The 19159-nt window shown below is 67.4% G+C and carries 10 protein-coding genes; 4 read left to right on the forward strand and 6 right to left on the reverse strand.

Annotation, left to right across the window (positions count from 1 at the left end; all coding sequences use genetic code 11):
• Positions 1–58: 58 nt before the first annotated feature.
• The 3 genes from IPI67_34565 to IPI67_34575 all read right to left on the reverse strand — a co-directional run bounded on the left by IPI67_34565 (position 59) and on the right by IPI67_34575 (position 5199).
• Positions 59–3226: a glycosyltransferase family 39 protein gene (locus IPI67_34565; GenBank protein MBK7585300.1), complete on the reverse strand. Its 3168-nt coding sequence runs from the start codon at positions 3224–3226 to the stop codon at positions 59–61.
• Positions 3227–3457: 231 nt separating this feature from the next.
• Positions 3458–4402, reverse strand: coding sequence for a 50S ribosomal protein L11 methyltransferase (locus IPI67_34570; protein ID MBK7585301.1), 945 nt, complete (start codon positions 4400–4402; stop codon positions 3458–3460).
• Positions 4399–5199: an FHA domain-containing protein gene (locus tag IPI67_34575; GenBank protein MBK7585302.1), complete on the reverse strand. Its 801-nt coding sequence runs from the start codon at positions 5197–5199 to the stop codon at positions 4399–4401. Before IPI67_34575 ends, IPI67_34570 begins: the two co-directional genes overlap by 4 nt.
• A 110-nt stretch (positions 5200–5309) precedes the next feature.
• Between IPI67_34575 and IPI67_34580 the strand changes: the two genes are divergently transcribed.
• Genes IPI67_34580 through IPI67_34590 form a run of 3 tightly spaced genes read left to right on the forward strand, consistent with a single transcriptional unit; the run spans position 5310 to position 9946 of the window.
• Positions 5310–7361, forward strand: a complete 2052-nt coding sequence (locus IPI67_34580) for a hypothetical protein (GenBank protein MBK7585303.1) — start codon at positions 5310–5312, stop codon at positions 7359–7361.
• A 12-nt stretch (positions 7362–7373) separates the two neighbouring features.
• The gene (locus IPI67_34585) at positions 7374–8837 is read left to right on the forward strand and encodes a serine/threonine protein kinase (GenBank protein ID MBK7585304.1); all 1464 of its coding nucleotides are present in this window, start codon (positions 7374–7376) and stop codon (positions 8835–8837) included.
• Entirely contained in the window at positions 8834–9946 is a 1113-nt protein-coding gene (locus IPI67_34590) for a PEGA domain-containing protein (protein MBK7585305.1), read from the forward strand. The genes IPI67_34585 and IPI67_34590 overlap by 4 nt, the downstream gene beginning before the upstream one ends.
• 8 nt (positions 9947–9954) lie before the next feature.
• On the opposite strand, the gene IPI67_34595 is transcribed toward IPI67_34590, so the two are convergent.
• Genes IPI67_34595 through IPI67_34605 form a run of 3 tightly spaced genes read right to left on the reverse strand, consistent with a single transcriptional unit; the run spans position 9955 to position 16561 of the window.
• Complete coding sequence (locus IPI67_34595) at positions 9955–13857, reverse strand: protein kinase (protein MBK7585306.1); 3903 nt, start codon at positions 13855–13857, stop codon at positions 9955–9957.
• A gap of 7 nt (positions 13858–13864) precedes the next feature.
• Positions 13865–15703, reverse strand: a complete 1839-nt coding sequence (dnaK, locus tag IPI67_34600; GenBank protein ID MBK7585307.1) for a molecular chaperone DnaK — start codon at positions 15701–15703, stop codon at positions 13865–13867.
• A gap of 45 nt (positions 15704–15748) precedes the next feature.
• Complete coding sequence (locus tag IPI67_34605; GenBank protein MBK7585308.1) at positions 15749–16561, reverse strand: nucleotide exchange factor GrpE; 813 nt, start codon at positions 16559–16561, stop codon at positions 15749–15751.
• 980 nt (positions 16562–17541) lie between these two features.
• On the opposite strand from IPI67_34605, the gene IPI67_34610 reads away from it, so the two are divergent.
• Entirely contained in the window at positions 17542–19155 is a 1614-nt protein-coding gene (locus IPI67_34610; protein ID MBK7585309.1) for a serine/threonine protein kinase, read from the forward strand.
• Positions 19156–19159 lie beyond the last annotated feature (4 nt).

Here is a 19159-nt window from a genome sequence, read left to right on the forward strand (position 1 = left end):
GGGCGCGGGGCCGGCGGCCGCTGCCGCGGGGTAGGTGGAGCGCCGTCGGCGCGTCGGCTCAGAACGTCACGCGCACGGTGAAGAACTTGTTGTTGAGCGCTTCCGTGGTGATGCCCTCGAAGGTCTTGTGCGCACCAATCTCGCCCTTCAGCGATTGGGCGCGGCCATGCTCCGTCGTGAAATAGAGCGTGGTGATGCCCTTCTTCTTCTGCTCTTCGATGAAGTCCTTGAACTTCTGTCCGGTGGCGACGAAAGCGGGCGTTTTGTTGCCCGTGTAGAAGTTCTCGCCCTTCCAGTTCATCTGGTACGAGATCATCACCTCGTCGGGGTTCTTCCGGTCCGCGTAGTACGCGAGCATGGTCTCACGCTGACCCCAGTGCGGCGCCGCCTTGTACAGGTAGACGTTCACACCCCACGCCGCCCACAGCACACTGACCGCGACCAATGCGATGCTCGCGTGGGTACGCAGGCGTGGCACCGCGATCAGCAGACTGAGCGCCGCCGCCACGAAGGTGAAGGCCGCCAAGATCGCCTTGAAGTCCAGGGAGGTCGGCCAGGGACGCCGGTAGTTGTAGGTGAACAGGTGCATCAAGCGCGCCTGCCCCTCGATGTCGCCCTGCAGCGTGTAGAACATGTCTCGACCGGCGATCACGACCACGATCGCCGAAGCAATGGCGAGCGCCGCGATCATGAGCTGGTCGTAGACCCGAGCGTCGACCACACCCAGCGTCGTGCTGGCCGTGCCGGTCGGCGCGGGCTCGGCGCTGCCGGTCAACGCAAACACCTCACCCGGCGGCTGGCCGCGCGCGCTCTCCGGCTCCGCCACGGTTCGACCCTTCAGGCGGCGGATGACCGCATACCCAACGACGAGCGCCAAGCCGAGGCACAGATACCCGATCCACTTCACGGGCGCGGGCGGCTTCTCTCCGGCCAGGCGCCCAGTGATGGCGCCCGGGAAAAAGCGCATCACCCCGTAGACGGCCAGGGTCACGCTGGTCGTGATGCCGGTCAGATAGATTGCGAGCTCACGCCCACGCGGCAGCTGTGAACCGCCCAGCGCACGGTCGAGCATCAGCCCGATCAGCATGGCGGTGGGCGGCACTACGGGAAACACGTAGTGGTGGAACTTGGTCAGTGTGATGGTGAACATGCCGAAGGCGCTGATGAACCACAGAGCCAGGAATGCCCCTGCGTCGCCCTTGGAGTCGTCCTGGTCGTTGTCACGACGCAACCACCAGCCGAGGCCCGCTGCAGCCAGGCCCGTCCAGGGGAAGAGGCCGTAACCGAGCTGCCAGACGTAATAACGGAAGCTGGTGTCGTCCCCCATGTTCGTGTCGTGCACGTGCACGAACGCGCGCTTGTACATGTCGTGGAACAGCAACCGATCCGTGAACGGTTGGCCGTGCCGCATGTACATCTGCACGTACCAAGGCAGGGTGATGCACGCGATGAGCAAGAGCAGGCTCAAGACCTCGACGCGCTGCAGATCGCGCCAGCGCCGGGTCGCTGCGATGTACGCCCCCACGGAGAAGATCGGCAGCACCAGACCCGGCGCGCCCTTGCCCATGGCAGCCAGCGCAACGAACACCCACGCGCCCAGGAAATAGAGCCGCGACAGCCGCCGCTCGCTGCGGTTGAGCCACAGCAAAATGCCGGTGACGACAGTCCACAGCGCGGCGCCATGCCACGGCTGGAACAGTTTGTTGACCGGGACCTGGTTCTTGCACGGCTCGTTGCCGGGGTTGCCGCAGTTGCCCCCGCCGGAGCCGGAGAAGAACTGGTCGAGGTGCCAGCGGAAACCCCGTGAGCCTTCGATGTGGAGCGTGACGTTGCGCGTCAAGAGGTACAGCACCTGCGGCAGGACCAGCAGCACGACCGCGCCGAAGACCAGGTGCCACAAAGAGACCCGCAGCTTGCGCGAGCCGATCTTGATCTCGTAGACCCGCGCTTGTTCCTCCGCTCCGGTGTGGAAACCCAGCAGGCACAACCCCATCGAAGCCGTGAGCGGCGCCACGTACAGCATGTCCGTCATCGACTGATGGGCGATGAGGAACCAATACGGCATGGTCCCGAGCACGATGCCGCCGAGCAGCCCGGCGCGACGACCGCAGGCCTTCGCCACGCCTTTGTAGATGAGATAGACCGCCGCCACCGTGAACAGGAAGACACCGATGCGCGCGGCCCACTCGGGCTGAGGGAGGCGCCCCTGCGCCACGCTCGAGAGCATCTGGTCGGGCATGTAACGTACGCCGAGGGCCGAGAAAAACAGCCCCTGCATCCAGAAATCCAGGACCGGCTTCGACCAGAACCAGCCGTCCTGCGCCCACCAGAGAGAGATCCAGTCGTCGCGAACCAACATCTCGCGGGCGACCTCGCCGTAGTGGGTCTCCCAGGGGTCCGACAGCGAATAGCTGCCGAGCAGCGGCAGGTAGATCAGCGTCGTCAAGACGATGAGCCAGAAGCCGTGCCGCCTGAGCAGCGGGCGCTCACGACCGGTCTCGTCCAGCCTGAGCGCTCCCAGCGCCTGCGCGGCGCGAAAACCCGCGGTCACCAGCCAAAGAAAAGTGCCCGTCACGAGCACGGCGGCGCTGAGGATCGGAAACGGGAGTCCTCCTGCAACGGCCAGCCGCAGCGAGACGAACCACGCCGCAAACGCGGTGATCAACTCCAGCACCGCGGGGCGAAGCTTGGCCCCTTCGGCTCGAACGCTGACCTTGTCGTCCGGATCGTCGAACGTGCCGAGCATGTCCGCGATGCCAAAGAAGGCGATCAGCGCGCCGACCAACCCGACGGGAACGCTGAACGGCCAACGACGCGGCGTCGCCATCAGCGCAAACGGTCCGATGGCTCCTACCAGCGTGATGATCGCGCCACGAACCCAGTGAGGTTTGTTGCCGGGCGGTGCGGCAGACTCGCCGGGTTCTTCGGTCTTGGTCGTGATCGGGGCGGGCTCGGACGGAGCGGCGGGCGCAGCCTCGGGTCCAGCGCTGTCGGCCTGCGACCCGTCCGGCGCGTCGTGATCCTCGTCGCCCTCGCTCGCTTGCGCTGCGGGCGGGTCTGCCGGCTCGGCGCCCTCGTCGGCTGGTGTGGCCGGGGCCCATGGCGGCGAGGTCTGGCTCGCCGTGTCGTCTTGGTGCAGCGACGCCTCCGCCGCATTCTCGGTCGCGTCGTCGGCTGCTTCGTCTTTTGCGCCGTCTGCCTCCGGCTTGCCAGGGTCGTCCGTCATTCGGGCGGGCTGTCGTAGCAATTTTCGCCGGGCTTGCCCACTGGCGCGACGCCGGCCGCGGCACGGCGAGCCAGCTCGCAGGCCGCTTGTTTCGATGCTGCCTCCCCCCGCCCATCCTCGGGGCTTTGCCCCTGCGGGTGGTCGACCCCCTCCAAATCGCCGGCTCCGCCGGCTCAGGAGGGGGTGGGAGCGCGGCGCGCGGCAGGGGCAGCTCGTGTCGGTGGCTGCGGGTCAGCTTCTGGAGCGGCGGGTGCGCGCCGGAAGCTGGCTCTCGACTCGATGCCGAGCTGCTGGGCCGTCGACGTCGTCGCTCAACGCCGCGCTCGGACACAGCTCGAGCCCGATCCAGCCGTCCTCGACTTCCCTCGCCCGCTCCGAGAGACCTCGTTCAGCAAAGGCCGCAGCCATCTCGTCACCGCGTTCCGCCAGCACACCCGACAGCACCAAACGGCCGCCGGGTGCGGTGACGCGCGCGAGGTCCGGCGCGAGCTCGAGCAGCACCCAGGTCTCGATGTTGGCGGCCACCAGCTCGAAGCGCGAGCGCACCTGAGCGAGCGTTCGACCCGAGAACGAGCAGCGCGAGGTCAGGTGGTTGTGCCGCGCGTTCCTCCTGGCCGCCTTGACCGCGATCGGATCGACGTCGATCCCCAGCACACGCTGGGCACCGGAGATCGCTGCGAGCATGGCGAGCACACCGCTGCCCGTTCCGACATCGAGTACTGACCGCGGACGCCGCGCGCGAGCGATTCGTTCCACCGCGCGCGCGGCCAGTCGTGTGGTCGCGTGACTGCCGACCCCGAACGCCTGGTCCGGTTCGAACCAGAGCCGGCGCTTGCCGCGCAAGAGTCTCTCGTCGTTGCCGAGCGGCTGAAACACGACACGCTCGGTGATGGCCTCCGGACCGAGATGTCGCATCCATTCGGTCCGCCAGCTGGGGTCGAGCTCACGCTCGGTGATCTCGAGCGGGCCCTGGACGGTCGCGCGGGCGAGCCGAGAATATCGTGCGATTTCTGCGGCGTCCGTCAGATAGACCACCAATGCGGGGCCGGCGCGTTCCTCGACCGCGCCAGCGCCCGCCTCGAACAACGCCGCGGACAGTCGCTCCGCTTCACGCGCGCGCAGCGCGAAGGTCAGCTCGAAGACCGCTGGGCTCTCCGGCTCGCTTCGCGAGCTCACGGGGCTTCCGACGTGCTCCCGTGCCAGGCCTCGGCTTCGTCCATTGCCCGCGCAATTTCCGGTGTTGCAGACAGCCCGCGCAGCATACTGGTGTAGTTTGCGAGCGGCGCCGGCGACACACCCGCCGCATCGATGGCGTCGTTCAGGAGATTCGCGTGCTCGAGGGAGAGGGGCCGCGTCACCGCGGTGGAGAGCTCGAGCGCGTAGTCCACCCAGCGTCGCGAGCGCAACGCCTTGGCCAGCTTGGCCGCACAGCGCAGCGACATTTCGATCAGCGTGTCCTCTCGCCACTCACCGCTCTTGGCGGCGGCCAGAGCCGTCGTGAGCCAGCGTTCCAGAGTGCGCTCAGCCTGTTGATGCTGCCCATGGGCGAGCAAATGGTCCGCCGCGCGCTCCAGGATCTCGTCCGCCGCGACCTTCGCGGTGGGAGGCAGATACGGTCGGCTGTCGCGATCCGCACTACTCGCGCGCACATTGGGCGCCGCCGGCGTCGCGACCTCGGGTTCGAGCTCGAGCACCACCTCGATGCCGATCTCACCGCCCACGACGACGAAGTCGCCATTGGCGAGGAGCGTCGTGCCGACAATCTTTGCGCCGTTCACGAACGTGCCGTTGGCACTGGCGAGATCTTCGAGAGTCACACTCTCCGCGCTCACCGTCAGCCGGGCGTGATGGCGCGAGCAGCGACCGCTAGCCAGGACCACCTCACACTCCTCGGCGCGACCGATGAGGTAGCTGCCGGGCGGAAAGTGCCGCTTCCCGTCCGGCGTGTCGAGGTAGAGGCGAGCCCGAGGCATGCGCGGCCAGCTATTTACACCAGTCTGGCAGCGGCGCGGCAGCCCCTGCGCCGAATTGGCTCAGCGCGCGGCCCCCGGGCGGCTCCCGTGATAACGTAGGCGTCTCTTCCATGCACAGATTCGGTTGGCTGCGGACAGGGTTGGTGATCGGGGCAGCGCTGGGCATTCCGATGCTCGGCACGGCGGGCTGCTCGAGCGAAGACAGCGTCGAGCCCGCCAAGGGGCTCATGCTCGCGATTCGTACGGACATGTCCGTACCCGAAGACGTCGCGTCCATGCGGATCGAGGTGCTCACCAACGGGGTTCCGAAGCTCCTCAACGAGTACAACCTGGGGCCGGCGCCGGACAAGACCACGCTACCGGGGACGTTGGCACTCCTGCCCCCCAGCGACCCCAAGCTGCCGGTGAAGATCCGCATCGTCGCGCGGACCAAGAGCGGCAAGGCGACCATCATGCGGGAGGTCACCACCACCGTCCCCAACGACCGCCTGGTGATGCTGCCGATCGGCATTCAGTGGTTGTGCTGGGAAGGCGTGACCGAGGACAAGTCGGACCCGAACAACCCGAGCTTTGCCAACAAAGACTGCTCGGACACCGAGACCTGCATCGCGGGAAGCTGCGCGCCCCAGAAGGTCGACTCGGCCACGCTGGCCCCTTACGACCCCACGCAGATCTTCGGTGGCGCCAAGGCGGCGGGTGCAAAAGGGCAGTGCTTCGACACCCTGTCGTGCTTCAACGGCGCGCAGACCGAGGCCCCGGACGGGAACTGCACGCTGGCCGCACCGCCGGCCGGCCAAGAAGACAAATACAACGTCGCGCTGGTGCTGCCGCCCGGAGGCGGCGCGGGGATCTGTAGCGACACGACCTGTCTGATCCCGCTCGAGCGGGACGACGCCGAGGGTTGGAAGGTGGAGAACGGTCGGCTCCAGCTGCCGCCGAGTGTGTGCAAGAAGCTGCTCGACAGCTCGGTGGTGGCCGTGGCGACCGCCGTGAGTTGCACCACGAAGACCTCTGGGCTGCCGACCTGCGGTCCGTGGTCCAGCGTGACCAGCAGCTCGGGCACCTTCGACGCAGGCAGCGTGGATCTCGACGGCTCCATCGCCCCGGACGTGAACACCGACGGGTCGCCGGACGCCTCGCCGGATGCGTCGCCGGATGCCTCGGTCGACGGTGGCAACCCGGATGGCGGCTCCGATTCGGGCGGAGGCGACGCCGCGCCGGACGCCTCGCTCGATGCGCCGATCGACTCGGCGTTCGACGCACCGACCTTCGACGCGCCGCCGGTGAGCAGCGCGCTCGGAAAACAATGCACGACCAACGGCGAATGCGCGCCACTGGTGTGTGTGGATACGGTCGCGGGCGCGTTGATGGGTGAGGTGCCCGCGCGGGGCATGTGCTCTTACCCGTGTGGCGGCGCGCTGCCGTCGAACTACTGCTCCCTGATCGAAAAAGGCTCGATCTGCTTCTCGTTCGGGCCACCGGGCACCGGCTCCGACTACTGCTTGAAGGGCTGTGCTCCAGGAGCCGCCAACGCCGACGGCGGCTTCGACCCCAACAAGTGCGGTGGCCGCCCGGACATGGCCTGCGCCACGCTGTTCTCGGGCGGTGGTCCTGCGCAAGCTTGCCTGCCGACCTGCAGCGGCACGCAGGACTGCGACATCGGCGGCAGCGCGTTCACGTCGTGCAACCCGGCCAGCGGGCTGTGCACGAAGCTCGCTCCCTTCGGCGCTCCCTTCGGGGCGAGCTGCGCACCGCCCGGCGTGGACGCGGGCCCTCCCTTGGACGGGGGCCCTCCAGACGCCACCGCTGGCCAGTTCTGCGAAGGCATCTGCAGCCCGATTCCGGATCCGAGCCTGGGCGGCCTTCCGGGCACGTTCGTGTGCAGCGGCGGGTGTGTGATCAACCCGGCCTCGTCTTGCGGCTGGAGCGGGAGCGGGCCGGCCGCTGCCGCGTGCATGAAGAACTTCGTGCCCAGCACCAGCGACATCGGTGACCTCGGTCAGTGCATCGAGCTCTGTGACTGCCAGGTGCCTTGCAGCGATCCCAACATGATCTGCACACCGAACCCGGACTCGAACCTGACCTCGCTCTGGGGTCAGCTGGGATACTGCACCTTCATGACGGACGCGGACGGCGGCACTCCACCGGGGCTCGGCTGCTGAGGCCAGGCAAACATGGGCGACGTTGACCTCGAAAAACTCACGCTGACCCCGGGCACGCTGCTCGCGGGCAAGTACTCCGTCGAGCGCATCCTCGGCGAAGGCGGCATGGGTGTCGTCGTCGCAGCCACCCACGTCGAGCTGGGGGAGCGCGTCGCTGTGAAGTTCTTGCACCCGGACGCGGTCGAGAACGAGGAGGTCGCCCAGCGGTTCGTGCGTGAGGCGCGCGCCGCGGTGAAGATCAAGAGCGAACACGTCGCACGCATCATCGACGTCGGGCGCATGGACAACGGCTCGCCGTACATGGTGATGGAATACCTCGAGGGGCACGACCTCTCGGAGGAGAAGAACGCCGCCAGCGTGAGCATCGAGGACGCGGTCGACTACGTGATCCAGGCCTGTGACGCCATGGCGGAGGCCCACGCGACCGGGATCATTCATCGAGATCTGAAGCCCGCGAACCTGTTCTTGTCCCAGCGCCCCGACGGCTCCGAGATGGTCAAGGTGCTCGACTTCGGCATCTCGAAGATGACCCAGCCGGACGCCGTCAGTTTCTCGCTGACCAAGACCGCCACCGCGATGGGGTCGCCGCTCTACATGTCGCCAGAGCAGATGAAGTCGGCGAAGACGGTCGACCATCGCACGGACATCTGGTCCCTCGGTGTGATCTTGTTCGAGCTGCTCTCGAAGACCACGCCGTTCACGGCCAACTCGCTGCCGGAGCTGTGCGCGGCCATCCTCTCGGACTCCCCCCAGGACCTGCTCGCGCTGCGGCCGGACGTGCCAAAACCCCTGGCCGCGGTCGTGATGAAGTGCCTCGAGCGAAATCCCGTCGACCGACCGCAAAATGTGGCGGAGCTGTGCAATGCGCTCGCGCCCTTCGCGCCCAACCGCTCTCATCGGCTCGTCGAGCGCATCGGGAAGGTGCTGTCGCGAGCGGGACTCACCAGCAGCGCTGGCCAGCTATCGATCTCCGTCGAAACTGAGAGCTTGGTCGACTCGCCGAACGAGCCGGCGGCAACCACGATTGCCTTCGGGGAAGGGGCGCGCACCAACGCGGCGTGGACCGAGACCAGCGTCAGCGGCGCGAAGAAGAAGTCACCCATCCCGATGATCGCCCTGGCTGCAGTCGGCGTAGCGGCGCTCGGTGGCCTTGGCATTTGGCTGACGCGCACGCCGACACCGAGCCCCGAGCCCGCCGCCGCCAGCGTCGCTCCGGTCAAGACCGAGGCACCGAGCGTGGACCCCGCGCTGCCTCCGACGGTGGAACCGTCTGCAGTAGCGTCGACGGAGCCGGCCGTGACGGTTGCCCCGAGCACGTCTGCGGCTCCGCTTCCCACGGCTGCGGCGCCTCGACCCAAAGCCGAGCCCAAGGCCCCGAGCAAAAACGAGCCGAAACCCGAGCCCAAGCCCGAGCCGAAGCCCGAGCCCAAGCCGCCGCCCAAACCCAAGAACCCCCTGGACATCGGACTCAAGTGACCACCCGAAGCGAACCCCGTCGCGCACCGTGGAGCTCTGCTCTGGCGCTGCTGCTCAGTGTTGCCATCGCGGCGCCGCATGCCCTGGCGCAGCCCGCGGAAAAGAAGCAGGAGCCCGCCGCCGCCAAGCAGGAAAAAGCGAAGAAGGCCGACAAGAAGGCCGACAAGAAGGCCGACAAGAAGGCCGACGAGCCGGAACCTGTCGCGGCGGTGGCACCCCTATCCGACAGCCTGACTGGCGAAGCCAAGGATGCGTACGAACAAGGCAAGCTGCTCTACGTCGACGGCGACTACGCTGGAGCGAAGCTCAAGTTCGAGACAGCGCACGAGCTTTCGAAAGACCCTCGGCTGCTCTGGAACATGGCCGCCGCTGAGAAACAGCAGCGGCGCTACGACCGGGTGCTCGGGTTGGTCGAACGATACCTGGCAGAGGGCGGAGACAAACTGACCGACGCGGACCGCCTGGAGGCCAAATCGCTGGTCGACATGGTGCGCGCGTTGGTCAGTGAGGTGACCTTGACGGTGAACGAACCCGGAGCGCAGATCAGTGTGGACGGGGACAAGCTCGGAGAGTCACCGCTCACCGCGCCGGTCGTGCTCACCCAGGGCGACCGTTCGTTCAAGGTGGAGAAGCCGGGCTTCCGCGTGTTCACCGAGTCCCGCAACCTGCAGGGCGGAACCAAGATCACGCTCGACGTGAAGCTCGTGCCGATCGTTCATGAGGGCCGCCTGCGCGTCCTGGCGGCGATTGACGAGGTGATCCGCATCGACGGCAAGGTCGTTGGCAAGGGACAGTGGGAGGGCAAGCTGGCGAGCGGCACCCACACCCTCACCGTGACGGGCAAGGGCAAGCGCGACAAACAAACCGAGATCGTGATCGAAGACGATCAGGCGAGGACCGAGCGCGTGACCTTGGAGCTGATCCCCCAGCAGGGGCCTCCGCAAAAAGATCGGGACTCCGGCGGCACCTGGATGTTCGTGACCGGCGGCGCCGCACTCGCAGTGGGCCTGGGCATCGCGGCGTATTTCCTGTTCCGCCCCGAGGGCGAGACGCGAAAAGATCGAGCCTCGGGCACCATTCCGCCGAACTACGTGCCGCTGCGATTCTGAGCCGCCCCTCAGCGGGAGACCAGCCCGAGCTCGGCGAGCGCACGCTCACAATCGTCGAGCACCAGCTGATTGGCCGTGGTCTCGGCCAGACGCTTGGCCAACGACAGCTCCCTGCGGGCACCGACGACGTCACCCGCCTTCGCGAGCAGCTTGCCGAGCAGTGTTCGACCGGAGAGAGCGTCCCAGGTCCACTTCTGCGCCTCGGCATACGCGAGCTTCTGGCCCAGAAGTTTCTTTGCCGCCTCCGATCCGTTCAACGCGTCCAGATACGCCAGCATCATCTGGTTCAGGTTCACCAACCGCTCGGCACCAATACGCTCGGCGACCGACAGCGAACGCGTGAGCACGACGTACGCGCGCGGGAAGTCCTCGATCCGCATGAGACCATCCCCCTGATTGTGCAGGTGGATGGCGACTTCGTGAGGCAAGCCGAGCCCTCGTGCCTGATCGGCCGCCGCCGCGCTCTCTTCGGCGCAACGCGCCCAGTCCCCACGAAATCCGTGGATCAGCGCGCGCACCTTGGCGCGTTCGACGGCCAGCACGGGCTCCTCCCCTTCGCCAAACAGGCTCCTCGCGCGGTCGAGCGCATCGAGCGCCTTGTCGTGCTCGCCGGCGGCGCCCGCTGCCTGCGCCGTCGAGAGCAAACGCCGGTGTTCTTCCTGGGCCCCACCCAGGGCGAATCCCTCGGCCTGCTCGAGCGCCGCGAGCGCGAGCTTGAACTCACCCTGGCGCGCCGCGATCTCACCTTCGGCCATGTGCGCGGCCTGGCTGAGCACCGGGTAGGGCTGAGCCTGGGCGAGCGCACTCGCCAGGAGCCGGAGTGCGTCTTTGTAGCGGCTCAGCGCGCCCAGGATCAGCGCCAGGTTGATGCTGATGCGGACCGCCATCTCGGCGTCGAAGGCGGAGTCCGACTGGATGTGCAGCCACAATCGCTGCACCAGCTCCGGGAGCTTCGCACCCGCGCGCACGTGGCGCACCGCGTGTCCCAGCGCCTCGACCCACTCACACAGCTCCGCGGCGGACTGAGCGCGCCAGTCGGACAGCTCGATGGCGCGGGCGAAATCTCCTGCGGCACGCTCCAGCCGACGCGCAGCGAGATGATACTGAGCGCTGGTGGCGTAGAAACCCGCAGCGCGGTCCCGCTCACCCGCCTCGGCCAGGTGCCGCGCGATGCGATGGGCCTCTTGCTCCGTGCGCTCGGCCAACACCATGGGGTAGGCGTTGGCGGCGCTCCGGTGCAGCTCCATCTTTGCGTCCGGATCGAGCTCACCCAGCACGACCTCGGGCAAGAGTGACGTGGCAAATCCGAGCGTGACCGGATCATCGCGCACCACGAGTTGTTTGGTCACCAACGCGTCCGCCAGCGCGCTCACCTTGCCGAGAGGCAGGTCGAGCATGGCGCCTAGCACCGATACGTCGACCGGGGCCCCCAAGATGGCAGACGCCACGAGCAGATCTCGTTCGCGATCGGGCAAACGCCGCACACGATCGATGACCAGGGTCCTGAGCGGTCGCGGCACCGCCAGCACACCGTCGAGCGCCATGCGCGCGACCTTGGCATCCTTCACCTCGATCGCGCCGGACTCCCGGGCCTCGCGCAGGAGCTCTTCGACGAACATGGGGTGTCCCCCCGCGCGCTCGAGCACGAAGGCAACCAGCTCCGGCGGAGCTTCTTCCACCCCCAGCCTGAGCGCGACCAGGCGCGCGACGTCGGTTTCTTCCAGATCGTCGAGGGTGAGCTCGAGGTAACCCGGGACAGCCTCGTACGGCGCCTCGTCGCGCGGGCGACCCGAGAACAGGAGCACGACGCGGCTCGTCGCCAGCCGCGCTGCGACACTTGCCAAGACGGCCCCCGACTCGTCGTCGATCTCGTGGGAGTTGTCCCAGGCGAAGATGTGAAGTCGGTCCTCGGCGAGGCTGGCGAACATGCGCGAGACCGCGGCAGCCAAGGCCCCGGGGCCGACCGCCGCGCTTCCCGCTACTCCGAGCGCACTGAGCACGGCCGCAATTTCCACACCCACCAGACCGAGCGCACGCAGCCGGGGCTCTACCGACAAGATCACCGAAGGCGGATCTCCCTCGCGCACACCACACATCGCGCGCAGCATCACCACCAGTGCACCGTGCGGCTCTTCGCGCCCGCGCGGTAGGCACTGGGCTACGTGAGCACCGATGCTGAACGAACCGCGGGCAATGCGCGCGATGGCCTCGTGCAGCAGCCGAGTCTTGCCGATGCCGTGGGGCCCAACCAGACCCAGCACCTGGAGCTGGCGGCGACCGGCGACCTTGAGCGCCTCTCCCAACCGCCGCAGCTCCGGCTTTCGCCCGACGAATTGCTGTTCGGCCGCGTCGATGGGACGCTCCGCTCCGACCAGATAGGGCGGGCCCTTGCCTGAAGCACCGACCGGCTTGAGCTCGAACTGCCCGCGCAGATTACGAGCCGCCTCGGCGGAGATCACGACCCGCCGCACCGCCAGGGAGCTGAGTCGCCGCACGCCGGCGAGCGCGGACTTGACCCGCTGGTCCTCGACCAGCGCACCCTCGTCGTCGAGGCACAAACGCGCGAGCTCGACGACGACGCTGAGGTCGTGCAAGGCCGAGTAGGCGCGCACGGCGACCAGCCCAGCGCGCACCGCGTTCTCGGTGTCGAGGGTGTCGAGACCACCGAGACCGAAGGCCGCGGCCACTTCGCCGGGGGTCTCGGCCAAGAGTCGTCCGCCGTAACGGGTGAACAGCTGCCGCAGGTGCTCCCGCACCTCGGGTTTGTCCGCGCGCGAGCCGAGGCGCACCAAGAGCAAGGACAGCTCGCGTTCGTTCTTGAGCTCGGAGAGTGTTCCGAGAACGCTGATCTCCTCCTCGGGAGGCGCGGCCGGCACACTCACGTCGAGGAAGGCGGGGCGACGCAAATCCGAGCGTGTCACCTCGAGCAGATCCTCGACCGACTCGGAGCTGGGTAGCGCCGGCAGGCGACGTCCTTCGAGTAGATCGGCCAGATCTTCCGCCGCGAAGCGCGCGCCCGCGACGTAACGCTGCGCGACCAGCTCCTCGTACAGCTCGCCGCTCGAGGCATGCCGCTGATCCGGGTTCGGGGAGAGCGCACGCTCCACGAGCGCACACACACCGACCGGGAGCTCGGGCCGCGCCTCGGCCAGAGGTCGGAAGACTCCGCGCACGATCGCAGCCCACGTCTCTTTGGCGTTACGCCCCGAGAACGGGTGCTGCCCCGCCAGCAGGGTGTAGAGCAGCGCGCCGAGCGCGAACACGTCGCTCTGCGCGGTAGGCGCCGCCCCCGCGAGCACCTCCGGGCTGGCGCTGCTCAGCTTCTTCACGATGCGCGGGTCGCCGAGCCGGTTGTCGCGCGTGTGCTCCCACAGCGCGCGCACGACGCAAAAGTCCGAGACCTTGACCTCGCCGTCCCACGACAAGAGCACGTTGTTCGGCGCCACGTCCGCGTGCACGACACCCAACAGCTCGAGCTGTTCGTCCCGCCGGCGATGGGCGTGATCGAGAGCCTTTGCGATCTCGGAGGCAACGAACAGCGAAAACCCCAGCGGCGCGCCGGTGCTTGCCCGCTGCCAGGACGAGCTCACACTGCCGAGGTCTCGACCCGCAACGTGCTCCATGGCCAGGTAATAACTGTCGCCGGAAGGTTCCTCGACCCGGCCGAGGTCAAAGACCTGCACCACGTTGGCGTGGCTCAGGCGCACCGCGAGCTGCGCTTCGCGCACGAAGTGTTCGACGAAGACGCTGTCCTGGGCCAAGGCCGGCAACAGCCGCTTGATGACGAGGGTCTTCTCGAACCCCTCGACGCCGAAGCTCTTGGCACGCCAGGTCTCGGCGATCGACCCCTCCCCGATGCGTTCTTCGAGCCGATACCGGCCATAAGTCCGCTGGGGGTCGCCCTCGGTCATCGCGCTTTCATGCTTCGCCTTCGGAATCGCCGTACATTGCCTCGGCGATCTCGAAGGTGGCGTTCTCCAGCGCGGAGTACGCTTCGCGCAGCGCAGTCAGGTCGGACCCGCCATTGAGGCCGGCCCGAAGCGTCTCGAGCTTCTCGCGCACTCCCGCTACCTTCTCCGGACCCAGGAGATCGGCGTAACCCTCGAGCGCCTGCTCGGTGGTGTACATCAGCGTGTCGCACTGATTCTTCATCTCCGCCATGTCTCGGCGAAGCTGATCCGTCTCTTTGAACTTGTCGCCCTCGGCAACCAACGAGTCGATCTCCGTCTGATTCAGGCCGCTGGTCGGCGTGACACTGACACTCTGGCCACGCCCAGTCCCGAGGTCCTTGGCCTCGACCGATAGAATGCCGTTGGCGTCGATGCGGAAGGTCACCTGGATCTTCGGCACACCGCGCGGCGCCGGCGGAATTCCGCTCAGCTCGAAGCGGGCGAGGCTGCGGTTGTCGGCGGCCATCTCGCGCTCGCCTTGCAACACGTGAATCGGCACGAAACTCTGGTTGTCGACGCTGGTAGTGAAGATCTCGCTCTTCTCCGTCGGCACCGTCGTGTTGCGGCTGATCAGCCGGGTGAAGACCCCACCGCCGGTCTCGACTCCGATCGAGAGCGGTGTCACGTCCAGCAGCAAGACCTCGTCGATGACCCCGCCGAGCGCGGCTCCCTGCAGCGCGGCGCCGATCGCCACCACCTCGTCCGGGTTCACGCCCTTGTGCGGATCCCTCCCGAACAGCTCCTTGACGGCCTTCTGCACGGCCGGCATGCGGGTCATGCCACCCACCAACACGATCTCGTCGATCTTGTCGGGACCGAGCTTGGCGTCGCTCATCACGGTCTTGCACGAGGCGATGGTGCGATCGACGAGCGCGCGGGTCAGCTGCTCGAGCTCGTTCCGCTTGAACTTGCGCTCGAGGTGCAACGGGCCCGCCTTGCCGGTGGCAACGAACGGAATGTTGATGTCGGTCTCGAGGGACGACGAAAGCTCGTGTTTCGCCCGCTCCGCAGCCTCTTTCAGCCGCTGCAGCGCCATGCGGTCCTTCTTCAGATCGATGCCGTTCGCCTTCTGGAACTCGTCGGCGAGCATGTCGATGATCATCATGTCGAAGTCTTCGCCGCCCAGGTGGGTATCACCACCGGTCGCCTTCACGTTGAAGACGCCGCCGGAAATTTCCAGAATCGAGACGTCGAAGGTGCCTCCGCCCAGGTCGTAGACGACGATGCGCTGCGCCGTTTGTTTGTCCAAGCCGTAGGCGATGGAGGCCGCCGTCGGCTCGTTGATGATGCGTTTCACCTCGAGGCCCGCGATGCGTCCTGCATCCTTGGTGGCCTGGCGTTGGGCGTCGTCGAAGTACGCCGGAACGGTGATCACCGCCTCGGAGACCGGCTCACCCAGATGGGCCTCGGCGATCTGCTTGATGGTGCCGAGTACGACCGACGAGATCTCGGGTGGGGACATCGCCTTGCCCTGGAGCTCCGCCCAGGCGTCCCCGTTGGGGCTCTCGACCACCCGGTAGGCGACACCAGCGGTGTGTTTTTTCACCTCGTCGTCGTCGAACTTGCGGCCCATCAGCCGCTTGATGGCGTAGACGGTGTTCTCGGGATTGGTCGTGGACTGCCGCTTCGCGACCTGCCCAACCAGGCGCTCACCGCTCGCCGTCACTGCCACCACGGAGGGGGTGGTGCGCGCCCCCTCGGCGTTGGGGATTACGCGCACTTCCGGCGTACCGGCGGCGTTGGTTCCTTCGAGCACCGCGACACATGAGTTCGTGGTGCCGAGGTCAATGCCAATGATCTTCCCCATGGGCGTCCGAGCTTACCCCGGGTGTTACCCGAGGGAAGAGCGCATTTACCCGGGTTCTTCCGGAGGCGCCGGGTTTTCCGAGACTTTGGCGGGGCCCTTCGACACGGCAACCAGGGCCGGCCTCAGCAGCCGCTCGCCCTGGCGATATCCCGACTGCACTTCCGCCACCACCACGCCCGCCGGATGTTCACTGGATTCGAGGTGCTGAATCGCCTCGTGGACGGCGGGATCGAAGGCCAGACCGACGGCGCCGACCCGCTCGATTCCCAGCTTGCCGAGGGTGTCGAGGAATTGCTTCGAGACCATCCGCAGCCCGTCGGCGAGAGCCTGAACGTCGGTTGCCGCGTCGGCGTGCAGCATCGCACGATCGAGGTTGTCGAAGACCGGCAGGAGCTCCCGCAGGATGTCCTCACGCCCGTGGAACTCGGCGTCGGCCAGCTCACGCCGTGTGCGTTTGCGGAAGTTGTCGAAGTCCGCCGCCGTGCGCAGCAGCTGCTCTCGGAATTTGGCTGCTTCCGCCTTCGCCTCTTCCAGAGGGTCCGGAGGAGCGGCTGGGGGCGGGTCTACCGGGTCGGGGTTCGAAGCCTCCGGCTCCGCTCCGTTGCCTTCACTCGCGGGATCGTTTTCGTCACTCACGTCGCCCGTTCTATAGCCGGAAAGTGCCCGATCGCAAACATCACGGCCTGGCCGCACGTGGCGCCTGAGCACAGGGTGCCTGGCGCAGCGCCACGAGCACGCCGCCGGAGGAGCGTCGATCCGGGGCGGCGGGGGTGGGGTTCTCGGCGAACCAGGTGTCGACCTGGCGTGGCAAAACCCAGAAACGGCTCTCGCCCGTGAGCGGAACGATGACGCTTTCATCGGCTTCATCGCGCCCGTAGCGGGTCTCTTCGAGCCAAAAGCAGTACTCACCGCTGCCGGGCGCAAAGAGGTGCATGCCGCCGCTCTCGAGCGTCACCCGACTTTTCGACACCGCTCCGTCCCGCGAAATCTGCGCCAGATCGTGGTCACCGCTGGGCATGCGCAGCTCGGCTCCGGCGGTCGGGTTCTCGGTGCTGCTGGGCTCAACTGCGACCACGGTCCGACCGTCGACCTGAACCTCGATGCGACCCGCGGTCAGGTTGAGGACCCTCACCACCGGATGGTGGAGGAACCAGCTGCTGGGTCCGCCGATCAACGCTACCACCGGGCCGACCACCAACCACGGCGCGAAGCGAGGCTCTGCCCGGGGAACTTCCTCCAGCTCGGCGTCCTTCTGCTCCGCGAGCTCGGCCGCGAACCGGGGATGACAGCAGGCCAGACGACCGTCGGACATCCACCAGACCGCCCGCTCGGCGCTGCTGTGGCCGGGTTCCACCCGGGGCCTTCGCAGACGCAGAAGCAGCGGCAAGCACGCCGCAAACAGCACGACGCAAGTGTTCACCATCAGCCCTGCCGACGGCCAGGCTAGAGGCAGAGCGAGGGCCAGCGTGAACGCCACCAGGCACGACCCGAGCGCCGCAGCCAACGACCGCGTCGTGGCGGCGCTCGCGTGGCGCAGGCAGCGAACGCAGTACGGGATGATGAGCTCGACGCCCGCTCCCCGTCGCTCGACCCGGGAACTTGCCGCGGGGGCCGCGCAACATGCGCAAAACGGCGGTGCGACGACCCCCGTCGGATCCAGCCGCAGCGCTCGTATCGAGCTGCTCGGGGCCGGCTCCGCATCCCGCACGCTGTGAGGTTCCGCTGCCATCTGGTTTCGCCGCCAACCCCCCTTGCTACACCAACATTGTCCCGGGGCTTGCTGGTACACTCAAAGTTAGAGGAGCCCCGCGTCAGAGTGGGCCGAGCCGTTGTCGACCATGACCGCAGACCCCGCACCCGGACGACTCGTAGCCGGGAAGTACCGTCTGCTCGAGCGTGTCGGCACCGGCGGGATGAGCGAGGTGTACCGCGCGGAGACACTCGACGGAAGCCGCACCGTGGCCGTGAAGCTGCTCCTGCCGCACAAGACGGACGATCCCACCTTCGCGGCCCGGCTGTTCCTCGAGGCGCAATCGGGATTTCGCATCAACCATCCGGGCATCGTCACCGTGCACGACTCCGGGCAGTCCACGCTCGGACCGTACCTGGTCATGGACTACCTGGTCGGTGAGAGCGTGGGGCGTTGTTTGTTCGAGAACGGCCGCTTCCCCCTCGCAGCCGCCTTGGCCACCATGCTGCCCGTGCTCGACGCTCTCGGGGCCGCCCACCGCGCGGGGGTCGTTCATCGCGACATCAAACCCGGCAACATCTTCTTCGCGTTCGAGGAGGACGAGATCGAGATCAAGCTGCTGGACTTCGGCGTGGCCAAGGCGCTCTGGCCGTCCGGCGCCGGACCGCGCACCAGCACCGGGGTCGTGATGGGAACCCCGGACTACTTGTCGCCGGAACAAGCCAACGGCGAGCAGGCGATCGATCAGCGCAGCGACGTGTTCGCGGTTGGTGTCGTGTTGTTCGAGCTGCTGACGACCCGCCGGCCGTTTCACGCGCCAACCGCCGTCGCAACGGCCTACAAAGTGGCGCATTCGCGCACGCCGCTGCTCAGCGAGGCCGGCGGACCCAGCGACCCGACGCTGCAAGCAATTCTGGAGCGAGCGTTGGCCAAACGCGCCGACGAGCGCTACGCCACGGCGCGCGAGCTCGCCGACGATCTCTCCAGGCTCGCTGGCTCGATCAGCGAGCGTCGGCAGGCGCTCCACGAGTTGCTCCGGCCCGAGCAGCTGCGGCAGCGCCGCCACAAGAGCGGCGAGCGCCCGATCTCCACCCCGCCCGGCACCCGCCGCGACTCGGTGGATCCGGCCGTCGCCTTCAATGCCCCCATGGAAAGCGGCCCGATCGCCGCCCGCTCACGACCCCTTCCGACCCCCACCCACTCGAGCGGCAAACCCGAGGCCCGCGGCGCGGTATTGCGCGCCATTGACCTGTACACCCAGCAGGTCTTCGGCACCGAAGCCCGGCGACGTGTGCTCGATTCACTGTCCAAGACCGAGGCCATCGAGTTCGAGGAGGGTACGCACCAGGCCATCGTCCTCTACGACCTGGAGATCTTGAACCGCTACACACGCGCGGTGACGCAGGGACCTGCCATGACGAACGTCGGCTGGGCCCGTACTGCCGGCGCCGCTGCAGTTGGTTCCGAGCTGGGCGCACTCCTGAGAAGTGCACTCCGCCCCGGCGACGCGCCCACGGTGTTGCGCCGCCTCGTGCCAGTGCTCTCGCGTTTGTTCTCGTTCGGCAGCTGGGAGCTCGAACCGACTCCGAGCTTGTGTGTCGTGCGTGTAAGCGACATCGAAGCGCTGAACGCGCCGATCCGGCAGTGGCTCGTCGGCGTCATCGAGGGCTCGCTGGCAATGGCGGGCGTCCGGGCACGCTCCACTCTCGCGCGGGGTGATCTCGCCTGGGCGCCACAGATGATCGTCGACATCGTCAGCTGAGGCC

Source organism: Myxococcales bacterium (assembly GCA_016706225.1).
Classification (GTDB): domain Bacteria; phylum Myxococcota_A; class Polyangia; order Polyangiales; family Polyangiaceae; genus JADJKB01.